The sequence below is a fragment of the Paenibacillus riograndensis SBR5 genome, assembly GCF_000981585.1.
Lineage (GTDB): Bacteria > Bacillota > Bacilli > Paenibacillales > Paenibacillaceae > Paenibacillus_AQ > Paenibacillus_AQ riograndensis.
This window is the reverse complement of record NZ_LN831776.1, coordinates 1,104,226-1,121,510: the sequence shown is the minus strand read 5'-3', so window position 1 is coordinate 1,121,510 and position 17,285 is coordinate 1,104,226. Positions and strand designations below refer to the sequence as shown.

Below are 17,285 nucleotides of genomic sequence, written 5' to 3'. Positions count from 1 at the left end.
ATTTCACTGCTTCACGTCCGCTTCCGCCGGCACAGGTTCACCCGCTTTTACCAGCACTTTGCTGCCCAATAGGAAAAAGCCCTGAATGAACATGAGCAGCCCCGTGAGCATTAGCATCCATTCAATTTTCAGCACATCGGCCAGCGGTCCGAAGATCAGCATCCCGAGCGGCATCATGGAGCTTGAGATCATGCCCAGCACGCCGAATACCCTGCCCAGATAATCCGGCTCCACCTTTTCCTGCAGCAGCACGGTGGAAGGGGTATTGAAGAATGGCATCGCCAGACCAACCAGCCCCATAAAGAGCAGGTAAATCCAAAACACGGGAATAACGCCCAGTGCAAACGTGAATACTCCAATAGCGAGTGAAGACATCGTCATCGTATACACTCTGTTGCGGAAGCCCTGCCAGCCGGCCAGGATCAGACCGCCAAGCATCATCCCGATGGAGAACGCGATTTCGATCGCCGTAAGCCGCCAAATATCATCGCCAAAGGTCCGTGTGACCTGCAGCGGGGTCAAAAAAGCAACCGGGGCAGCCAATACAAGGAAAAAGGCCATAAACATAAAAAACGTACGGATATAGTTATGCTGCTTAATATAGCTGAAGCCCAGCCGCATGTCGTTGAAATAGCTCAGGGTCTGTTCTCCGGCAGCCTTGGCATGCAGCGGCACCTTCACAAAGAGCAGCATCGCAGCCACCGCCAGCGCCGCCGTAATCACGTCGATGAAAAAGATTACCTCGATGGAAGCCACGGTGAGAAGCGCGCCGCTCAGCATCGGGGACAGCAGCATAATTAGGGCTTGAATGCTCCCATTGGTTCCGTTTACCTTCGTAAGGTGCTCCTCCGGCACGAGCTGGGGCAGTATTGCACCTACAGCCGGTGTCTGCACCGCAGTTCCGAGTGCTCGCACCGCAGACACCACAAACAGCAGCCACATCTCGTCATAGCCCATCAGGAACAGCAGCGCCAGAACCAGCGTCGCAGCCGCAATGCAGGAGTCGGAGAGGATAATCAGCAGCTTGCGGCTGTACCGGTCTGCCCATACTCCGGCAAACGGAGACAGCAGAAACGTCGGCACAAACCCGCAAATAATCGAAATCGTCATCATAAGACCGGACTGGGTATTCAGTGTGATATACCAGAGGATCGCATACTGTACCAATGAAGAGCCGAATAAAGAAACTGTCTGGCTGGTCAGAAAGAGCACAATGTTCTTTTTCCAGTTCGAAGGCATGGGCAGAGGAACACTCCTATCTCCGGATATTTTGCAGTTATCTTAGCATAGATTGGGGAGTTTTGGAAAAGGAAAAGGCTCTTCCGGACTTCAGGATATAAGAGGCTGACCAGGGTATGTGTAACGAGTGTTGAGGTTGCGGTGTGAACTTAAGATCTTTACATTAGGGACTTCGTCGGGACTACGCAGAATGTTTGGACTTCCGGCCGCTGCCCATCTGCAGATTTCTTCAATTGATACCGCGGTTGAAATCCGCAGACTGCCTATGCTGAAGACAGCAAGCTTTCCTACGGAAAGCTTTTAAGCGGACGCATTCGCTCCGTAAGTATCCAAACTTCCCCTCCATCCCTTTTCTTAGTACCGTCTCTTCATCGCCCCCAGTTCTCCTTCTCTTGTCGAGCCTGGGGGCAATGGGCTATTTCATCCTCCTATTTCCCGCAGCATTTCTATTTTCCCTGAGCTTTCCGGTTGGAAGCACACCCAGTTTTCCATCTCGGCATGGATATCATTAATGTATTGATAAGACTCTTGGGTACTTTTGCGCTGCATCGCTTCGGCTTGACTCATTTGCAGGGTGGCCTTCACCTCATCCAGAAGGATGACATAGGGGTCAAGTGCCTCATCTTCATACAGCTTTTCAATATCTGCGTATACTTCTTCGGGATACAAATCAACTGCATCGCACACAATTTCCGCATAAAAATAGTAATCAGAATCCACACGTTTACTTGTCAGCAGCTCTTTCACATAGCTTATTGCCGTCTCCCTTAAGATTTGGCCCTCATATACGAGGATAGTAAGCGCCCGAAGCCCTTGCCCCCGGGCATATTCACTGGCTTCTCCATTTTCGATCAGCCTCTTCAACAAAGAAAGGTCGCCATCATAGACGGATGCCAGCATTCTTCCTCCGGCATCCGTCAGAATGTCGTCGAAGATCATATCTAATAATTCCTCCGGGAGCGAGAACAGCTCAACCAGAATAGGGAATAATGCCGTGACACGGAACTGCGAAAGCAGATAAGCAGAGTACATAAAATCTAAGCGCGCCGGGTCCTCCGCCAACTGAGGATGTGCCTGAAGTTCACGCATAATCTCCAGCAGATGGGGAATGGCCTCCTCTTTTCTGCTAATGATCTCCTCCAGCTCTTCGCGGGGAAACCGGCGATCCTTGTTGTATTTAATAGAATCTAATAGATGTTGCATATTGATCCCTCCAGGGAAAAGATATTTTGCCTATCTTAGTATTTCTAAGTACTTTTCCTAGTCTATCAACCACGCTGCCTGCGTCAATAGTCTATCTGTAATGTTATATACTTTCTAGAGGGATTCCGCAGGAATTCAGGATGTTAAATTTGGCATCAGCCGGGAAATTGACAAATTTCGGGTTTCGATGGTACGCTCACAGTGCGTTCTTTAAACCGAACATTTTTTTGAAGGAAGCTGTACAAATCCAAGTAAGGAGATTTCCTATGACTGACGGGTATGCCCTGGATAAAAAAAGCTTTTCCAAGGAACTGAGGCTTCTTCTTGAAGTGCTCAAAACTGATGACATCGATGAAACGGCAAAACGGAATCCGCAATTATTCACGGATATCGACTGGGAGCTATGGGTACGGTTGTCCCTGCATCATCGTGTATTTCCTTATATATATCCTAAGCTTAGCCGGATGCGTGAAGAGCATGTGCCGTCTGCGGTTACCCAGCGCCTGAAATGGGAGTACCGGAAAAACACCGTTCAGATGCTCCAGCTCAGCGGGGAAATGGGCTATCTCGGGGAAGAGCTTTCCAAGCTGCAAATACGTTCCCTGTTCCTGAAAGGACCGGTGCTTGCCCAGGAGCTGTATGGCGACATTTCTCTGCGGACCTCCCGTGACCTTGATTTTCTGGTGCCGATGGCACAACTGGCCGAAACCGAAGCGCTGCTGGTCCGTCTCGGCTATGTGAAGGAGGAAGACTTCGAAAGTATACTGGGGGACTGGAAATGGCGGGAGCATCATACCACGTTCAATCATCCGGACAAAGGAATTAAGGTGGAGGTGCATTGGCGCCTAAGCCCCGGCCCTTCCAAGGAACCGGAGTTCGACGAGCTGTGGAAATGTGCGCGGACCAGCAGCCACTTCGGGCAGAATGTTCATTATTTGGGCAGCGAAGACCTGTTTCTTTTTCTGGCGGCCCATGGCGCACGCCACGGCTGGTCGAGGCTAAGATGGCTGCTGGATATCCGTCAGCTGCTGCTGCAAAAGCCCGACTCCGGCAAACTGGCCGGACTCATACAGCAGTATAATTACGCCGATGTTGGCGGCCAGACGCTGCTTCTGGCTGCCGATCTGCTGGCAGCGCCGGTTGAGCCCGCTCTGGAGGGCTTCACGAAGCGGCCTAAGGCCCGGCGGATTGCCCAGCTGGCGCTTTTCTATGTGGCGCGCATGATCAATCTCCATAACCCTCCCCTAGAGCCTGAGGCCGAGCGGCATTACAAATATTATCAGCCGGCAATTCTGACGCGCTGGCATCAGTTTTTGTATGTAGCCGGCTTCCTGTACCCTTATGCGGTGGATGCCAAGACACTGCCGCTGCCAAAGCCGCTGCATGTGCTTTATTTCCCTTTGCGCCCCTTTTTATGGACCTGGCGCAAGGTGAGCGGCCAGGAGAAGTAGGAGGCTTCAGGGTAGAAGGCTGGAGCGGCCTGGCCTTCGTGGCTTCGCAGCTCAGGAGAGCGGGCGACTGGCCTTCGTGGCTTCGAGGCCGGGTGGGCGGGACTTACTCCGCTGTCAATCGCCTCGATGCCCTTAGTAAGTGGGTGAATTGCACTTTGTACAGTTAAAACTTCACTTTATTGAGGCAGCGAGGCTTTAACTGCATTCTGTACACTTACATAGGCTGATACCGACTAATCGGCCTCATTTCATCGTTTTTAATTGCACAAACTACAACTATACCTTGAAATAAGCCTTTACAGCTTATTCTAACTGTATAAAATACAACTATAGCGGAAGGCAGGCGACTGGCGCGTGGAAATCGGCACGCGGATCGCGGAAAATGCAGCCAGGCGCACGCCCCCGCCGCATCTATTGCAGAATGTGCAGCCAGGCGCACGCTCCTGCTGCATCTATTGCAGAATGTGCAGCAGATTTCTGCTTTCTGCACGCAAAAAAGGATTCTATTGCACTTCGTGCAGCAGAATCCTTTACTTTTGCCTTTTTGAGGCCATTTGCCCTCATTTGATTGTACAAAGTGCAATAGAATGCAGTTTCTGCTCCTTTGGAGCGGAATCTATTGCACGAAATGCAATCAAAGAGCCCAACTAAGCCGAACCTCTAATATTGGTAACATACCTTACTCTTCCAATACCCCGCACTGTACCCAGCCTACTCAGTACTCACAAGACTCCGCACTATACCAAACTTATTTAGTTAGTCACAACACTTCACAATGCCTAGCTCACTCAGCACTCACAACACTCCGCACCATGCCTAACTTACTCAGCACTCACAAGACCTCACACTGTACCTAGCTTACTTAGCACTCACAACACTCCGCACTATGCCTAGCTCACTCAGCACTCACAAGACTCCGCACCATGCCTAACTTACTTAGCACTCACAACACTACGCACTGTACCTAGCTTACTTAGCACTCACAAGACTGCTAACTAGTACCGCCTAATTCCACCTAACTCCAGATCGCAATAGGCTACATCGCCTCTTCCTGGCTGCTGAGCAGGCGGTTGAACATGCCGCCTTTTTCGGAGGCCAGGCCACTATACACTCCCTGCTGGATGACCCGGCCCTGGTCGATGACCAGGATCTGGTCGGCGCCCCGGATGGTCGACAGGCGGTGCGCAATGACGATGACCGTAACTGTTGCTTTCAGGCGCTCCAGCGCCTCCTGAATCCGCTTCTCGTTCTCGGTATCCAGCGCACTCGTCGCTTCGTCCAGCACCAGAATCGACGGCTTGCGGATAATCGCCCGCGCCAGCACGAGGCGCTGCCGTTCTCCGCCGGAGAGGCGGACGCCGCGGTCGCCAAGCAGCGTATCGAGTCCTTGCGGCAGCTTGCGGACGAAGTCAGCCGACGAGGCGAACTCCAGCGCCTCCCAGAGCTCAGCCTCGCTCGCATCCGGCTTGATCATCGTCAGATTATCACGGATCGTCGCGTTGTACAGAAACGGGTCCTGCGCTACATAGCCGATGGAACGCCGGTAAGGCAGAAGCCTCTCCCCTGTAACCGGCTCTCCGTCTGCCAGAATCTCGCCCGATTCCGGCTGCATCAGTCCCATGAGCAGGTCCACCAGTGTGCTTTTTCCGGCACCTGAACGTCCCACAATGGCTGTCATGCGGTTCGCCGGGATCACCACGTCCACACCGCGCAGTGAATAATTCTCCTCCTGCGGGTTGTAGCGGAAATTCACATCACGCGCTTCGAGACCATGCTTCAATGCCATTGGAGCAGGCACAACACCGGATTCACCGTGCGCGCCATGCTCCGCAGCCTGCAGACATTCCTCCTGCAGCTGCTGCAGTATCTTGAAGGAAGGCAGCACGGAAGCAAGCTGCTCCAGCAGGGTCTGAAGGGAGGAGAAGGTTGGCCATAGACGGGCGAACACCAGAATGACCAGGAGCAGATAAGGCCCCTCCACATGCAGGAAGCGGAACGACACGAAGATGAACATCGCAATCAGCAGCGTGGACGACATTTTGTACAGCAGTTGGGAATTCGTGCGCAGCCGCGTATAATCCAGCTGCTCTTTTTTGACCTCATCGGTGAATTCATGCATCCAGCTCAGCCGGGAGCCCTCCAGATTGTTGCTTTTGATATCCTTGATGCCGTTCAATTGATCCGTAATCCCGGCCAGATACTGCTTGCCCAGCTCGGAACTGCGGCTGCCCAGCCTCTTCGCCTTGCGGATGAAACGACGGGAGAATACGGACAACAGAACGGCGCAGACCAGGACGGCCAGAGTCATTTGGGGAGACAGCCAGAACGCAAAGCCGATCTGTACCAGCGTGAACAGCAGCGAAGTCAGGAACTGCAAAAAGCTGCTGATTCCCGCAAGCACCCTCGCGAGCTCAGTCGTCATTACATTGATGAGGTCCGAAGTACGCTTTTTCAGAAAAAAAGACCACTCGGCCCGCAGCAGGGCGCCGTACACTTCATATCGCAGCTGCCGGCTGTAGCTCTGCTGAATGTCCACGTTCCGGATGGCGACAAAACGGGAGATCAGATTCTGGCAGAGTACAATGAGCACATACGCGCCAAGCACCAGCGCTAGCGCAGAGGTCTGCGGCAGCTCCGATATGAAATCTAACATAGGGAGATCGATGCCTGCTGCGTTCCCGCCAAGCTGAATCCCGGCCATGCCCAGCATGGGCACCAGCAGCAGTACGGCAGAGCTCTCCAGCAGGCCGCTGATCACCATACCGAGCAGATTCAGATATAATTTGACTCCGGACAAGCGCTGAAGCTGCCGGATGTAATACATTATCGCTTGCATGGACCCACCTCGATCAATCGGCATGTAACACTTTGGCGAATTTCTCCACCACTACAAAGCCCTTCATAGCATCATCGCCCGAGACATAATAAGACCCGCTGCGCAGCCAGGCATGGGCAATCATCCGGCCCTGCTTGTCCTTGGCAACCCCCATGTACAAAGTGCTTTCAATCCCGCGTTTTTCAAGCATTTTGAGTCCCGCTACCGCTCTGACCATGCAAGTGCTTTTCCAGGGCGTAAAGCGGCTCATGACACGGATCGCCTTGGTGACATGCCGGATGCGGGCGGCATCGCCCTCCTTGGATATCATAGGCGTTTCCTGCGCCTGTATGCCCAGCTGCGGAGCTGTTTTGGCGAACGGGAACAACAGTTGGATCCGAACGAGAAAAAGCCTCCAAAGCGCCTCGGGAATGAGCGCCAAGGCGGCTTTATCTACCGTCAGCAGCAGGCGTATGCGCCGTAAGGTAATCATGGCTTACTTACAATACCCGCAAGATCCTCATCCAGCAGGCTCTGCAAAAAAGCAAATACATCCTGGCGGGCAATCTCCTCCGGAACCTCAAAAGTCTCCCGGATAATCTCCACCACCCGGCCAGCGGTTACAGGCGACGCCAGCGCCGTCCAGATTTCTCCGCCAACCTCACCCAGGTTGTAGTACTTGCCGTTTTTTACATTCAGCATAACCTTTTCGCCGTCCATATCGCTGGCAATATTCCCCTCACGCTGTACCAGCAGGGATTCGAGGGACAAGACATCCGCCGTATTCATATTCATGAGTTCATCTCCTTCACTTGTTGCTGCTGCAATGCTTCAAGAATAAGCGACGTTTGCTGCGGAGCGCTGAAGCCCTGCTCAGGCCGGGTCAGCCGGTACATAGGCAGCCGGCCCACAAAAGAAGCCAGCATGCCGAAATGCCACTCGCGGATTCCGATCCGGTCCACAATCGCTCTTTGATAGGTATGATGGTACAACGTGTGAAACCGCTCCAGGCCTTGAATCGGCTGCAGGCTGACCGGAGCCTCCGGGGCCGCAGATAATTCGAACAACCCTGCAAGCTGCAGAGGTTCACCGTGGAAGCGGTCATGCACCGGTACGGCAAACTTGGTTTCCCGCTCAAACAGCGGACGGTAGAGGGACGAATTCATTCCCAAATAGTCCAGGCTCTGCTGCCACAGCTTCTGCTGCGGATAACCTGGAACGGCAAATGGATAGCCATTGTGCACCATAACGGGAATAACGTCGTCACTGATCAGCGGATTTCCCTGATCCATCAAATAGGAGGCCAGCGTGGATTTGCCTGCCCCTGAACGCCCAACCAGTGCATAGGCCTTGCCATCAATAACAAGCGCGCTGCCGTGAAGCGGAAGAATCTGTTTCTGCATCAGCAGAATCCCCATGCAGCTTCCCAGAATGAAGAGACGGATACAATCCGGATCTGCACCGGGTGCCGGTGATACTGTAATCGTATTGCCGTCCTCAATAGCAAAGATGGCTGTATCCTTAGACTCGAACATGACCTCATGCCCGGATACCCCAAGACTCGGCGTGATCTTCGGAATAGCTTCCCAGCGTTCTTTCAAATCTCCCTGAATCACCGATACACTGCCAATAAGCCCAGGCTCACCGGTAAGCGGAAGTTCCGGCAACGGGAATTCGCTGTGGATGTGCAGACCAAATGCTTTGTAAGCCAAACCTTGAACGGTACTCGCCATGCGATTCACTCCATATCTTCGATTTGCCCGGGTTCGGGAGACTGCTGTAAAAGGATAGCCCTGGTCCCCCTCAGCAAGCCTAGGGAGACGAGGGCCAGGCGAACAAAATCATCCTAGGAGTAGTGTTGTACTTCATCCGGATCATCTTGGAACGCGTCGACGATAGCAACACCAGGTCCAGCCATAGTCATTTTCACATCGAGTACTTCCAATGCAGGCTTGCTGTATTCCTTTTTCATATTTTCACCCCCTTTCAAGCATTCCCTCATCAGGACAAACGCTTCAGAAAACGGTAAAACACAAGTCCACGTGTCAGAAGGCGAAAATCCGAGTTGAAAATCATATTTGGTGCGGGCTCACTACCCAGCCGGTCCAAACATCCGGCGAGCCCGGTATTGTTGAGGTAAGCAGAGGTGCGGGGGTCTTGGATCATCTCTCTAAGCTCCTGAATAAAAGCGTCCCACTTCGGAAGCATCCGGTAAATCCCGTCCGCCCCCTGGACACCGCGCCGTTTCCGGTTCAGACGCACCTCGTCCGGCAGCAGCCCCTTCATCGCTCTGCGGATCAGCGAGCGGTCCACCCCCTGCTGCACATACTGGCTTTCCGGCACGGACAGGCAGAAACGGATAACCCGCAGATCATTCGTGGGATCACGATCCCACACCCGGTATTTCAGTGACAGCTTTGTCGCTATCGTCCCATTCACATTCCAGACATGCGGCTGTTCAAAATGCTTGCGCCGGATATCGTAGATGGTCTGGGAAGAGCCACTGTTAATCCCCAGCGCCTTAAGCCGTTCGTCCACATCTGTACGCCTTGCGAAATCAGGGTGAATCAGATCAGGCGGAGCTTCGTGCTTAGCCGGCAGCAGCCCGGTCAGCGACGGGAAGGCTTTTTTGCCGACAATTTGAAATACTTTTCTGCGGTTTGCCCCCATCGACTCATTGTACTTCCGGTTTTCCCGGTAAAAGGAGATCCAGCGGAATTCACGAATCAGCTTGGCCTGATAATCCAGTGCAGGGCCCCAAGAAATGGTCCAGTTGCCTCTCTGTCCGCTGAGCAGCACGCCAATGTTCTTCATTTGCGCCTGCTCAAAGATCCCTTTGAGCCAATAGGAATTTTCAATAAATTTATAAGGCATCTCCATAATATCCAGCCACTCATCAATTTCACTGTAAGGGCTCAGATCGGGAAAATTCAAAAAGTTAGGCTGAATATTCCCGACATAATCGATGGTTTCCTGGATATAGGGACGCTCGTCGGCGATACGTTTGCCGATGTTGAAATCGACAAAGTTATCCACCGGATAAGAACTGAAGGTATGCAGCGGCTGGCCCTGGCGGCGAAGCTCTCCAGCGGCGAAGCTGACTACCGATCCGGAATCGAGGCCTCCGCTAAGGTTGGCTCCAACCGCGCGAAACGTCCGGAGCCTGTCCCGGACCGCTTGCCCGAACACCTCACGGAAGGCTTCCTCATACTCCTGATCTGACCGCAGGCGCAGCTCGGGCGGAGCCTGCAGTGTACAGTAGCGGGAGAATAGGATATTACCGCCGCTTACGGAAATCGAATGGGACGGCGGCAGTTGTTCGATGGACTGATAGACTGTGGAGTACTGGTCCGAAACATCGGTCCGCGTATGGATCGCCAGGAACTCGGAGGCCCACCGCTCATTCAGTGTCCGGTCTGCCCCCGGCATCGACAGGAGCGGATGAATGACAGTACAAAAAGATAACAGCCCGCCGGACCGGAGAAAGTACAACGTGCGGTTCCCCGAGAAGTCTCTGGCCCCGAACAGCGCCCGCTTCCGTTCATCCCAGATCATAAAGGCAAAGTCACCGACCAGATAGACCGGTGCCTGCTCGCCCCATTTCTCATAGGCCAGCAAAATAAGCAGACTGTCCGGCATAGAGACTCTATCCCCGCGCGGCACCTGAAGCCGTTCGAACAACTCTTCACGGTTATCAATAATAGCGTCGGCCGTAATAGCCAGCTTCCGCATAGAATCATAGTAAGGAAGCGTCTCTCCGAGGGATTGTGGCGTGACCCACTGCGACAGGCAGCCCAGGAATACATCCGTGCTCTGCCATGTCCTGATCTCATCGGCCGGATAGCGGCTGAGCTGCTGCATAAGATCAGGTCCCTGCTTAGGGTCCAGAGGTTGATGCTGTAAATGATAGATTCCCGCAATCGCGCTCATGGCAAGCCCCCACCTGGTTCAAAAGCCTTCTTCGGGTGCTGAAAAGCACCGATTAGAGCTTTTTTACTGGTTCTTAATTAAGAACGTTTCTTTATATATAAGATAACGCCCTTCCCTAAAATTGTGAATAACACCACCGACTACTTTTTGGTATCCTTTAGCGTATTGACAATATATTTTATATTTGTTATGAACATAGGCAGAAAGACTATAATCTATTGAATTGAAAACCCTTTCCAGGAGTTGAGACCATGGAACCAGATCAGATAGAGCCGATTTTATTGAATATTCCCGGGAGCTTCACAAGCAGCCGTTTGCTGATCCGTGCAGCACAATGGGGAGACGGGGATGCTGTTAACGAGGCCGTACACGAAAGTCTTGCAGAATTGCGTCCATGGATGCCCTGGGCACAAATAGCTCCCACTGCTGAAGAATCTGAAGCCAGCATCCGGCGGTCACATTTGCAGTTCCTGGAGCGTAAAGATCTTAGACTGCTTTTATTTAATAAGGAAACAGGACAGCTTGTGGGCAGCAGCGGCTTGCACCGGATAGACTGGCAGACGCGCAAGTTCGAAATCGGGTATTGGGTACGGACATCGTGCAGCAGACAAGGGTATATTAGCGAGGCGGTAACTGCGATTGCAGATTACGCAATTAGGGAGCTAGGGGCGAACCGGATCGAAATCCGGTGTGACTCACGCAATACACAGAGTGCACGCGTAGCTGAGCGTCTGGGCTTCACCCTGGAAGGCATTATACGTAATGACAAGCGGGATGTGGCGGGAACACTGAGAGATACCCTGCTTTTTTCCAAGGTCCGGGGAGTGGAGTACTAAAGCGTCATAAACTGCCCCTGCCGCGCGAGAAAAGCCCCCTTCTCCCTGTAATCCGGCATCACGCTGCCGAGACGGCGCCAAAAGGACCGGTCATGATTCATATGCAGCAGATGGCACAATTCATGAATGATTACATAGTCAATGACTTCCATCGGCGCCATGGCGAGCCGGTAGTTGAAGGTCAGCTTTTTATCCGCGCTGCAGCTCCCCCATTTGGTCCGGGATTCAACGATTTCAATGGATTTGGGTTTCACCTTCAGCACCGCTTGATAACGGGGGATCCGCCCGGCGACAATCTTTTTCAGGCTGGCAAAATAGAACTTTTTCAGCTCAAGCTTCAGCTTCTCTACGTCCTGCTCACTCGTGTTAATCAATTCATGCAGCAGATACTCCTTCCCCAGGTACAGGAATTTATCTTCCCCCTGGTATTCCTTCGGAGCCGGGAGCCGGCGGGCCGCCGCATTTCTGCGCAGACTCTCCAGAATCCATTCACCATGCCGCTCTACTGCGCTGCGGATCATTTCTTCACTTGCGCCTGTAGGCGCCTTAACTATAATAAGCCCCACCATATCAATCTGCAGGGAGATTTTTTTCTGTTTGCCATATTGAACATGAAGCTGCAGGGTCTGATCCCCGAGTTGAATCTGCATAGTCACCATCGTTTCTGTAAGGTTGATTTCTTTAAGCTTAGCATGAGTCCTATGTATATATGAAGTCCAGCCTTGAGCTGCCTCATGTTCAACGACAAGAAAAACGGCTGTGCCGTCTACCCTTGGACAGTGCAGCCGTCTTGGTTCTAGCGTTACCTGGAGAACGACTCCCCATGAATCCTACAGCAACTCTTTAAGTGGAAAAAGGTTAACTAATTTACCGGAGTACCTATCCGCGACAGTTCTAAGTGGAAAAAGGGACACTAATTCAGCTCATTTCGCCATTGGACAAGAAATGTGGCCCTATTTATACGAAAATAACTTTGTCGCTTCACAGCTCGAAAGTAAATTTTGCTTTAAAGATCCCCTATATCGGAACTTCATTTTTTTAAAAAGTGGGTATCATGTAATAGGTGTCAGTTCCACTTGGTAGCCTAGCTTTTGAAGTTTTTTAATCAGGTAATTTGCGGTCTGCTCTGGGGTGTTCAGATATTCCGTCCCCAGCTCGGTATAGGGGACTTTATCCCGAAGCATCACATACATGATTCGGATCATCGCATGGGCTAAAGCGACGATGGCTTTCTGTTTTCCTGCCCGTTTCACGATCCGACTGTACATAGCGGAAAGCCGATTATTCTTGGACTTGCTCGCTGCCCAAGCGCACTGGACGAGTACGGCTTTCAGACCTCGGTTCCCGCGTTGGTTCTTTTTACTTTTTTTTTACCGGCGCTCTCATGGTTGGCTGGACACACCCCGACCCAAGAGGCCAGATGAGCTTCACTTGGAAAAGGAGACACGTCGGTACCCAGTTCCGCCACGATGCTCGCCGCGGCATCCGTGCTCACGCCTGGAATGGTATCCAGCAGTTCAATTTCCTTCCTGTATGGTTGCACCAGTTCCTCAATTTCAGCTTCCAACGTCTGCATTTCACTCTCCAGATACTGCAAATGATCCCAATGACGCCGGATCATCTTCCGGTGATGCAGACGTAGTCGGCCGTTCATCGCTTCGACCAGTGAAGGCACCTTCATCTTCAGCCGGGTATGCACCAGCTTGCGGACCTCATGCACCTCCAGCACTTCGCCATTCACAATCGAGTCCAGTAGCGCACGACCGGAAACGCCAAAAAGATCGGAGACATACGTGGTCAGTTTAATGTTGGCATCTTGTAGAATTTTGTGAATCCGGTTCTTTTCTTGCGTCGCGTTTTGCTTAAGCTTGCGCAGATACCGGGTAAGGTCACGCAAATCGCGGATGGGCTCGTCCGGGACAAAGCTTCCCTCAATCAAGCCGCAGCGGTGGAGCTTGGCGATCCACTCGGCATCCTTGACGTCGGTCTTCTTCCCGGGCATATTGCGGATGCGTTGCGGGTTGGCCAGCGTGATCGTACAGGTGCTTTCTAGAATGTTCCACACGGGTTTCCAAAAGACCCCTGTACTTTCCATGGCAATCTCGGTACATCCCTGCTGCTCCAGCCACTCCTGTAATCTCAAAAGCTCGCGGGTCGTGGTTCCAAACGTCTCGATCACGGACTTGGGTTTCTTCTCCAGGGGGCCACTCAGTAGACAAACCACCACCGTCTCCTGATGAATATCCAACCCGGCACAGCGTTCACGAATGGCATCCATATTCCCTACCTCCAAGCTAAAAGTATGCGTGGATCATGCAACCTAAAGAGGTGAAATTTTATACACGTGCTCGTGGCAACACTCGGCGATCCTCGTCGTTGCAGTTGGTCAGATTAGGTTACGGGATGTTTCACCAATATTGAATCGACCTCTGATCCACAGCACGATTTTACCAAATATATACTCTGACTTCACCTGATTTTCATGACCGACGGTGGCCGCCAGGCCATGGGTGATTAGGTTTACTTTTTCCACTTCAATCTCAGGATTTCTTAATTTTCGGAAAAATAAGTTCCCTTTTTCCAACTAGCACCTGGGAAGAAGCCGGTAAGCAAGTGTTAGTTGGAATTAGGATGCCTAGAACGACGAATCCCTCAGAACTCGGCCTTCGGCGCAAGTGGAAAAAATCATAGTTTCCTCTACAATTAAATTAAGGGGTAAGCTTCGCTTCCCCCTAAACATATAAATCCTTACATTTCCAAAAAGGGATGTTCCCGCAGCCGGACAACGGCTTCAGGAGCATCCCCTTTTGGCATTATTTATGCTTTCAGCTAGATTAAACCGGCACTACGAAGATGCCAGCGGAAAATGGCAGGCTACCCTTCGTCCGGGTTGCAGTTCTTCAAGAAGCGGCTCCTGCTGGCGGCATTTCTCCTGGGCCAGCGGACAACGGGTATGGAACCGGCAGCCGGACGGCGGGTTCGCCGGTGAAGGAACATCTCCCTGCAGCACAATCCGGTCATGCTTCCTTCTTGGTGTCGGCTTAGGAATCGCCGAGAGCAGCGCTGCCGTATACGGATGCAGCGGGGCGGCAAACAACGCCTCCGTCTCTGCGACCTCAACCAGCTTGCCCAGGTACATGACGCCTACGCGGTCCGAGATATGGCGGACAACATTCAGCCCATGCGCAATGAACAGAAAGGTCAGCCCAAGCTCCTTCTGCAGCTTCATCAGCAGATTGATGACCTGGGACTGCACAGATACGTCCAGCGCGGATACCGCTTCGTCGGCAACAATGAACTGCGGATTCAGCGCAATCGCACGCGCGATCCCTATGCGCTGGCGTTGTCCGCCTGAGAATTCATGCGGGTAGCGGTTTCTCCGCGTAGCATCCAGACCGACCAGCTCCATCAGTTCTACGACTCTGGCATCAATTTCCTTGGCCGACATGCTCCGGTGAATCTTCAGCGGCTCGCCAATAATATCCTTGACCAGAAACCGCGGATTCAAGGAACCGAACGGGTCCTGAAAAATAATCTGCATTTCCTCACGCAGCTTCCTGAGCTCCTGATGGCGCAGCGAATGGATATCCCGGCCACAAAACAGCACCTCTCCCCCCGTGGCGCTTTGCAGCCGGAGCAGCACCCGTCCAAAGGTGGACTTGCCGCAGCCGGATTCGCCAACCAGGCCAAACGTTTCCCCTCTGCGGATAGATAGAGAAACACCATCAACGGCCTTCACCTGGCCAACCGTCCGGTTAAGCAGGCCTTTGGTAATCGGGAAATATTTTCGGATGTCCTTCACTTCCACCAGAACTTCGGCGGCGGCAGCATTATTCAACGGTTTAACTGCTGTCTCATTGGTCATGCCTGTCTCACCCCATCTTTGTTGTCAGCTTGGACCGGCTTCCCCTGAAACAGCCAGCAGGCGGTACGGTGATCCTCCGTAATCATGAAATCCGGCGGCTCCTTCATGCTGCAGACCTCCATTGCATGCGGACAGCGCGGATGGAAGCGGCAGCCCGGCGGAAGCTGGCCGATCGGCGGAATCGTTCCTTTAATCGTATACAACTCTCCGCCGCGCCCTCCCTCGAAGCCGGGAATGGATTGCAGCAGACCAATCGTATACGGATGGCTGGGATGATCAAAAATCTCTTCCACTGTACCTTCTTCTACAATAGCTCCCGCATACATAACAGCGATGCGGTCCGCAATCTCGGCAGCCACCCCCATATCATGGGTGATCAGCAGAACGGACATGCCAAGCTCTGCCTGGAGCTTGCGCAGCAAATCCAGAATCTGCGCCTGAACCGTAACATCAAGGGCCGTTGTCGGCTCATCGGCGATCAGCAGCTCCGGATTGCAGGCCAGAGCAATAGCGATAACAATCCGTTGACACATCCCGCCGGACAGCTCATGCGGATACTGTCTCGCCCGGATCTCCGGCGCCGGAATCCCGACCAGCTTCAGCAGATCAATGGCCATTTGCATAGCCTCTTTGGGGCTTTTCTGCTGATGCAGCTGCAGACTCTCGGCGATCTGTTCGCCAACCGTAAATACCGGATTCAGCGAGGACATCGGGTCCTGAAAAATCATCGCAATCCGGTTGCCGCGGATATCACGCATCTCTTCCTGCTTTTTCACAGCCAGATCTTGTCCATGAAAGTTAATATTGCCTTCAAGAATCATTCCGCCGGCGTAATCAATAAGCCGCATAATGGCAAGTGAGGTCACGCTTTTACCGCTGCCGGACTCTCCGACAAGACACACCGTCTGTCCTTTATCCACATTGATGGAGATTTGGTCGGTCGCCTTCACGAGCCCCTTTTCCGTTACAAAGCCGGTGGTCAGTTTCCGGATTTCGAGTAATTTTTCCGCCATTTGTCCAGCCTCCTCCGGGATTTGGTCAATTGCTGTCTGGGATCCAGTCCATCCCGGATGCCATCGCCGATAAAGTTAACCGCCAGCACCACGAGCAGGATGCACAGACCCGGATATACGGCCTGCAGCGGATCTATCAGCATGAATTCCTGTGCGTTGCTGAGCATCAGTCCCCAGCTTGTAGCCGGAGCCTGGATACCAAGACCCAGATAGGACAATGCCGATTCACTCAGAATCGCACCGCCAACCATCAGGGTCGCATTCACAATAATCGGGAAGCTTGCATTTCGGAGCAGATGGCGGAAAATAATCCCCCAGCTTGATACCCCGATCGCTTTGGCCGCCTCGACATACTGCATTTCCCTAAGCTGCAGGAAGTTCCCCCGCACCAGCCGGGCGATGCTCATCCAACTGGTCAAGGCCAAAATCATGATCATATACTCCATCCGGGAGCCGAAGATCGCCAGCACGAGTATATTCAGGAACAGCGTAGGAACGGAGTTCATCACGTCCACAATACGCATGAAGACGGTATCTACCCAGCCGCCAAAATAACCTGAAATCGCACCGATAATCGAACCGATGGCTACTGAAGCAAAGGCTACTGAAAACCCGATCATCAGGGAGATTCTCGCACTGTACAGCAGTCTGGTGAGTATATCTCGTCCCAGCTCGTCTGTTCCCAGCAGATGCCCGTCCACTCCGGGCTTCAGGTTGGCGAACATCAAATCAATGGCTTCCGGCTTATATTTAGTGAGAAAAGGAGCGAGTGCAGCAATCACTATGAAAAAAAGCAGCACGACAAGTCCGCTCATAGCGTATGGGTTGTGCGAGAACTTTTTCCACAAGATGGCCCAGGGACCCGGAGGTTTTTTCAAGTCAGCTGCTTTTTTCGTTTCCATTGAAGATAAGGCATCAGCGGGCAATTGTGAA

Annotated in this window: 16 protein-coding genes; 2 read left to right on the top strand and 14 right to left on the bottom strand. The window is 52.6% G+C overall.

Going from position 1 to position 17,285, the window contains the following annotated elements; genetic code table 11:
• Window positions 1–3 precede the first annotated feature (3 nt).
• Together PRIO_RS04870 and PRIO_RS04865 are read right to left on the bottom strand one after the other, a co-directional pair.
• Window positions 4–1,239, bottom strand: coding sequence for an MFS transporter (locus PRIO_RS04870; RefSeq protein ID WP_020426154.1), 1,236 nt, complete (start codon window positions 1,237–1,239; stop codon window positions 4–6).
• A gap of 420 nt (window positions 1,240–1,659) precedes the next feature.
• Window positions 1,660–2,442, bottom strand: coding sequence for a DUF1186 domain-containing protein (locus PRIO_RS04865; RefSeq protein WP_020426155.1), 783 nt, complete (start codon window positions 2,440–2,442; stop codon window positions 1,660–1,662).
• 266 nt (window positions 2,443–2,708) lie between these two features.
• On the opposite strand from PRIO_RS04865, the gene PRIO_RS04860 reads away from it, so the two are divergent.
• Window positions 2,709–3,893, top strand: coding sequence for a nucleotidyltransferase domain-containing protein (locus PRIO_RS04860; protein WP_020426156.1), 1,185 nt, complete (start codon window positions 2,709–2,711; stop codon window positions 3,891–3,893).
• A gap of 1,036 nt (window positions 3,894–4,929) precedes the next feature.
• Here the strand turns inward: PRIO_RS04860 and PRIO_RS04855 are convergent.
• The 6 genes from PRIO_RS04855 to PRIO_RS04830 all read right to left on the bottom strand — a co-directional run bounded on the left by PRIO_RS04855 (window position 4,930) and on the right by PRIO_RS04830 (window position 10,638).
• Window positions 4,930–6,729: an ABC transporter ATP-binding protein gene (locus PRIO_RS04855; protein WP_020426157.1), complete on the bottom strand. Its 1,800-nt coding sequence runs from the start codon at window positions 6,727–6,729 to the stop codon at window positions 4,930–4,932.
• A 13-nt stretch (window positions 6,730–6,742) separates the two neighbouring features.
• Window positions 6,743–7,201, bottom strand: a complete 459-nt coding sequence (locus tag PRIO_RS04850; RefSeq protein WP_020426158.1) for a lasso peptide biosynthesis B2 protein — start codon at window positions 7,199–7,201, stop codon at window positions 6,743–6,745.
• Window positions 7,198–7,503, bottom strand: a complete 306-nt coding sequence (locus PRIO_RS04845; RefSeq protein WP_020426159.1) for a lasso peptide biosynthesis PqqD family chaperone — start codon at window positions 7,501–7,503, stop codon at window positions 7,198–7,200. The genes PRIO_RS04850 and PRIO_RS04845 overlap by 4 nt, the downstream gene beginning before the upstream one ends.
• Window positions 7,500–8,441, bottom strand: a complete 942-nt coding sequence (locus PRIO_RS04840) for a hypothetical protein (RefSeq protein ID WP_020426160.1) — start codon at window positions 8,439–8,441, stop codon at window positions 7,500–7,502. The genes PRIO_RS04845 and PRIO_RS04840 overlap by 4 nt, the downstream gene beginning before the upstream one ends.
• A gap of 113 nt (window positions 8,442–8,554) precedes the next feature.
• Window positions 8,555–8,680 (bottom strand): paeninodin family lasso peptide, encoded by a 126-nt coding sequence (locus PRIO_RS35380; RefSeq protein WP_020426161.1) that lies wholly within the window; start codon window positions 8,678–8,680, stop codon window positions 8,555–8,557.
• A 29-nt stretch (window positions 8,681–8,709) separates the two neighbouring features.
• Window positions 8,710–10,638 carry an asparagine synthase-related protein gene (locus PRIO_RS04830; protein ID WP_020426162.1) on the bottom strand — a complete coding sequence of 643 codons (1,929 nt, stop codon included), beginning with the start codon at window positions 10,636–10,638 and terminating at the stop codon, window positions 8,710–8,712.
• A 251-nt stretch (window positions 10,639–10,889) separates the two neighbouring features.
• Here PRIO_RS04830 and PRIO_RS04825 point away from each other — a divergent pair, with 251 nt between their 5' ends.
• A complete protein-coding gene (locus PRIO_RS04825) occupies window positions 10,890–11,474 on the top strand; it encodes a GNAT family N-acetyltransferase (protein WP_020426163.1) in 585 nt (194 codons plus the stop codon).
• Here PRIO_RS04825 and PRIO_RS04820 read toward each other — a convergent pair.
• The 6 genes from PRIO_RS04820 to PRIO_RS04795 form a co-directional block, all read right to left on the bottom strand.
• A complete protein-coding gene (locus PRIO_RS04820) occupies window positions 11,471–12,124 on the bottom strand; it encodes a M48 family metallopeptidase (RefSeq protein ID WP_039785511.1) in 654 nt (217 codons plus the stop codon). The two genes, PRIO_RS04825 and PRIO_RS04820, sit on opposite strands and share 4 nt — an antisense overlap.
• A 402-nt stretch (window positions 12,125–12,526) precedes the next feature.
• Window positions 12,527–12,742 carry a hypothetical protein gene (locus PRIO_RS36570; RefSeq protein WP_052741404.1) on the bottom strand — a complete coding sequence of 72 codons (216 nt, stop codon included), beginning with the start codon at window positions 12,740–12,742 and terminating at the stop codon, window positions 12,527–12,529.
• 62 nt (window positions 12,743–12,804) lie between these two features.
• Window positions 12,805–13,752 carry an IS110 family RNA-guided transposase gene (locus tag PRIO_RS04810; RefSeq protein ID WP_046501296.1) on the bottom strand — a complete coding sequence of 316 codons (948 nt, stop codon included), beginning with the start codon at window positions 13,750–13,752 and terminating at the stop codon, window positions 12,805–12,807.
• 567 nt (window positions 13,753–14,319) lie between these two features.
• Window positions 14,320–15,339 carry an ABC transporter ATP-binding protein gene (locus PRIO_RS04805; protein WP_020428787.1) on the bottom strand — a complete coding sequence of 340 codons (1,020 nt, stop codon included), beginning with the start codon at window positions 15,337–15,339 and terminating at the stop codon, window positions 14,320–14,322.
• Window positions 15,336–16,352, bottom strand: coding sequence for an ABC transporter ATP-binding protein (locus PRIO_RS04800; protein ID WP_020428789.1), 1,017 nt, complete (start codon window positions 16,350–16,352; stop codon window positions 15,336–15,338). The genes PRIO_RS04805 and PRIO_RS04800 overlap by 4 nt, the downstream gene beginning before the upstream one ends.
• On the bottom strand, window positions 16,319–17,254 hold the full coding sequence (locus tag PRIO_RS04795; protein ID WP_046506439.1) for an ABC transporter permease: 936 nt from the start codon (window positions 17,252–17,254) through the stop codon (window positions 16,319–16,321). The genes PRIO_RS04800 and PRIO_RS04795 overlap by 34 nt, the downstream gene beginning before the upstream one ends.
• Between the last annotated feature and the right edge of the window lie 31 nt (window positions 17,255–17,285).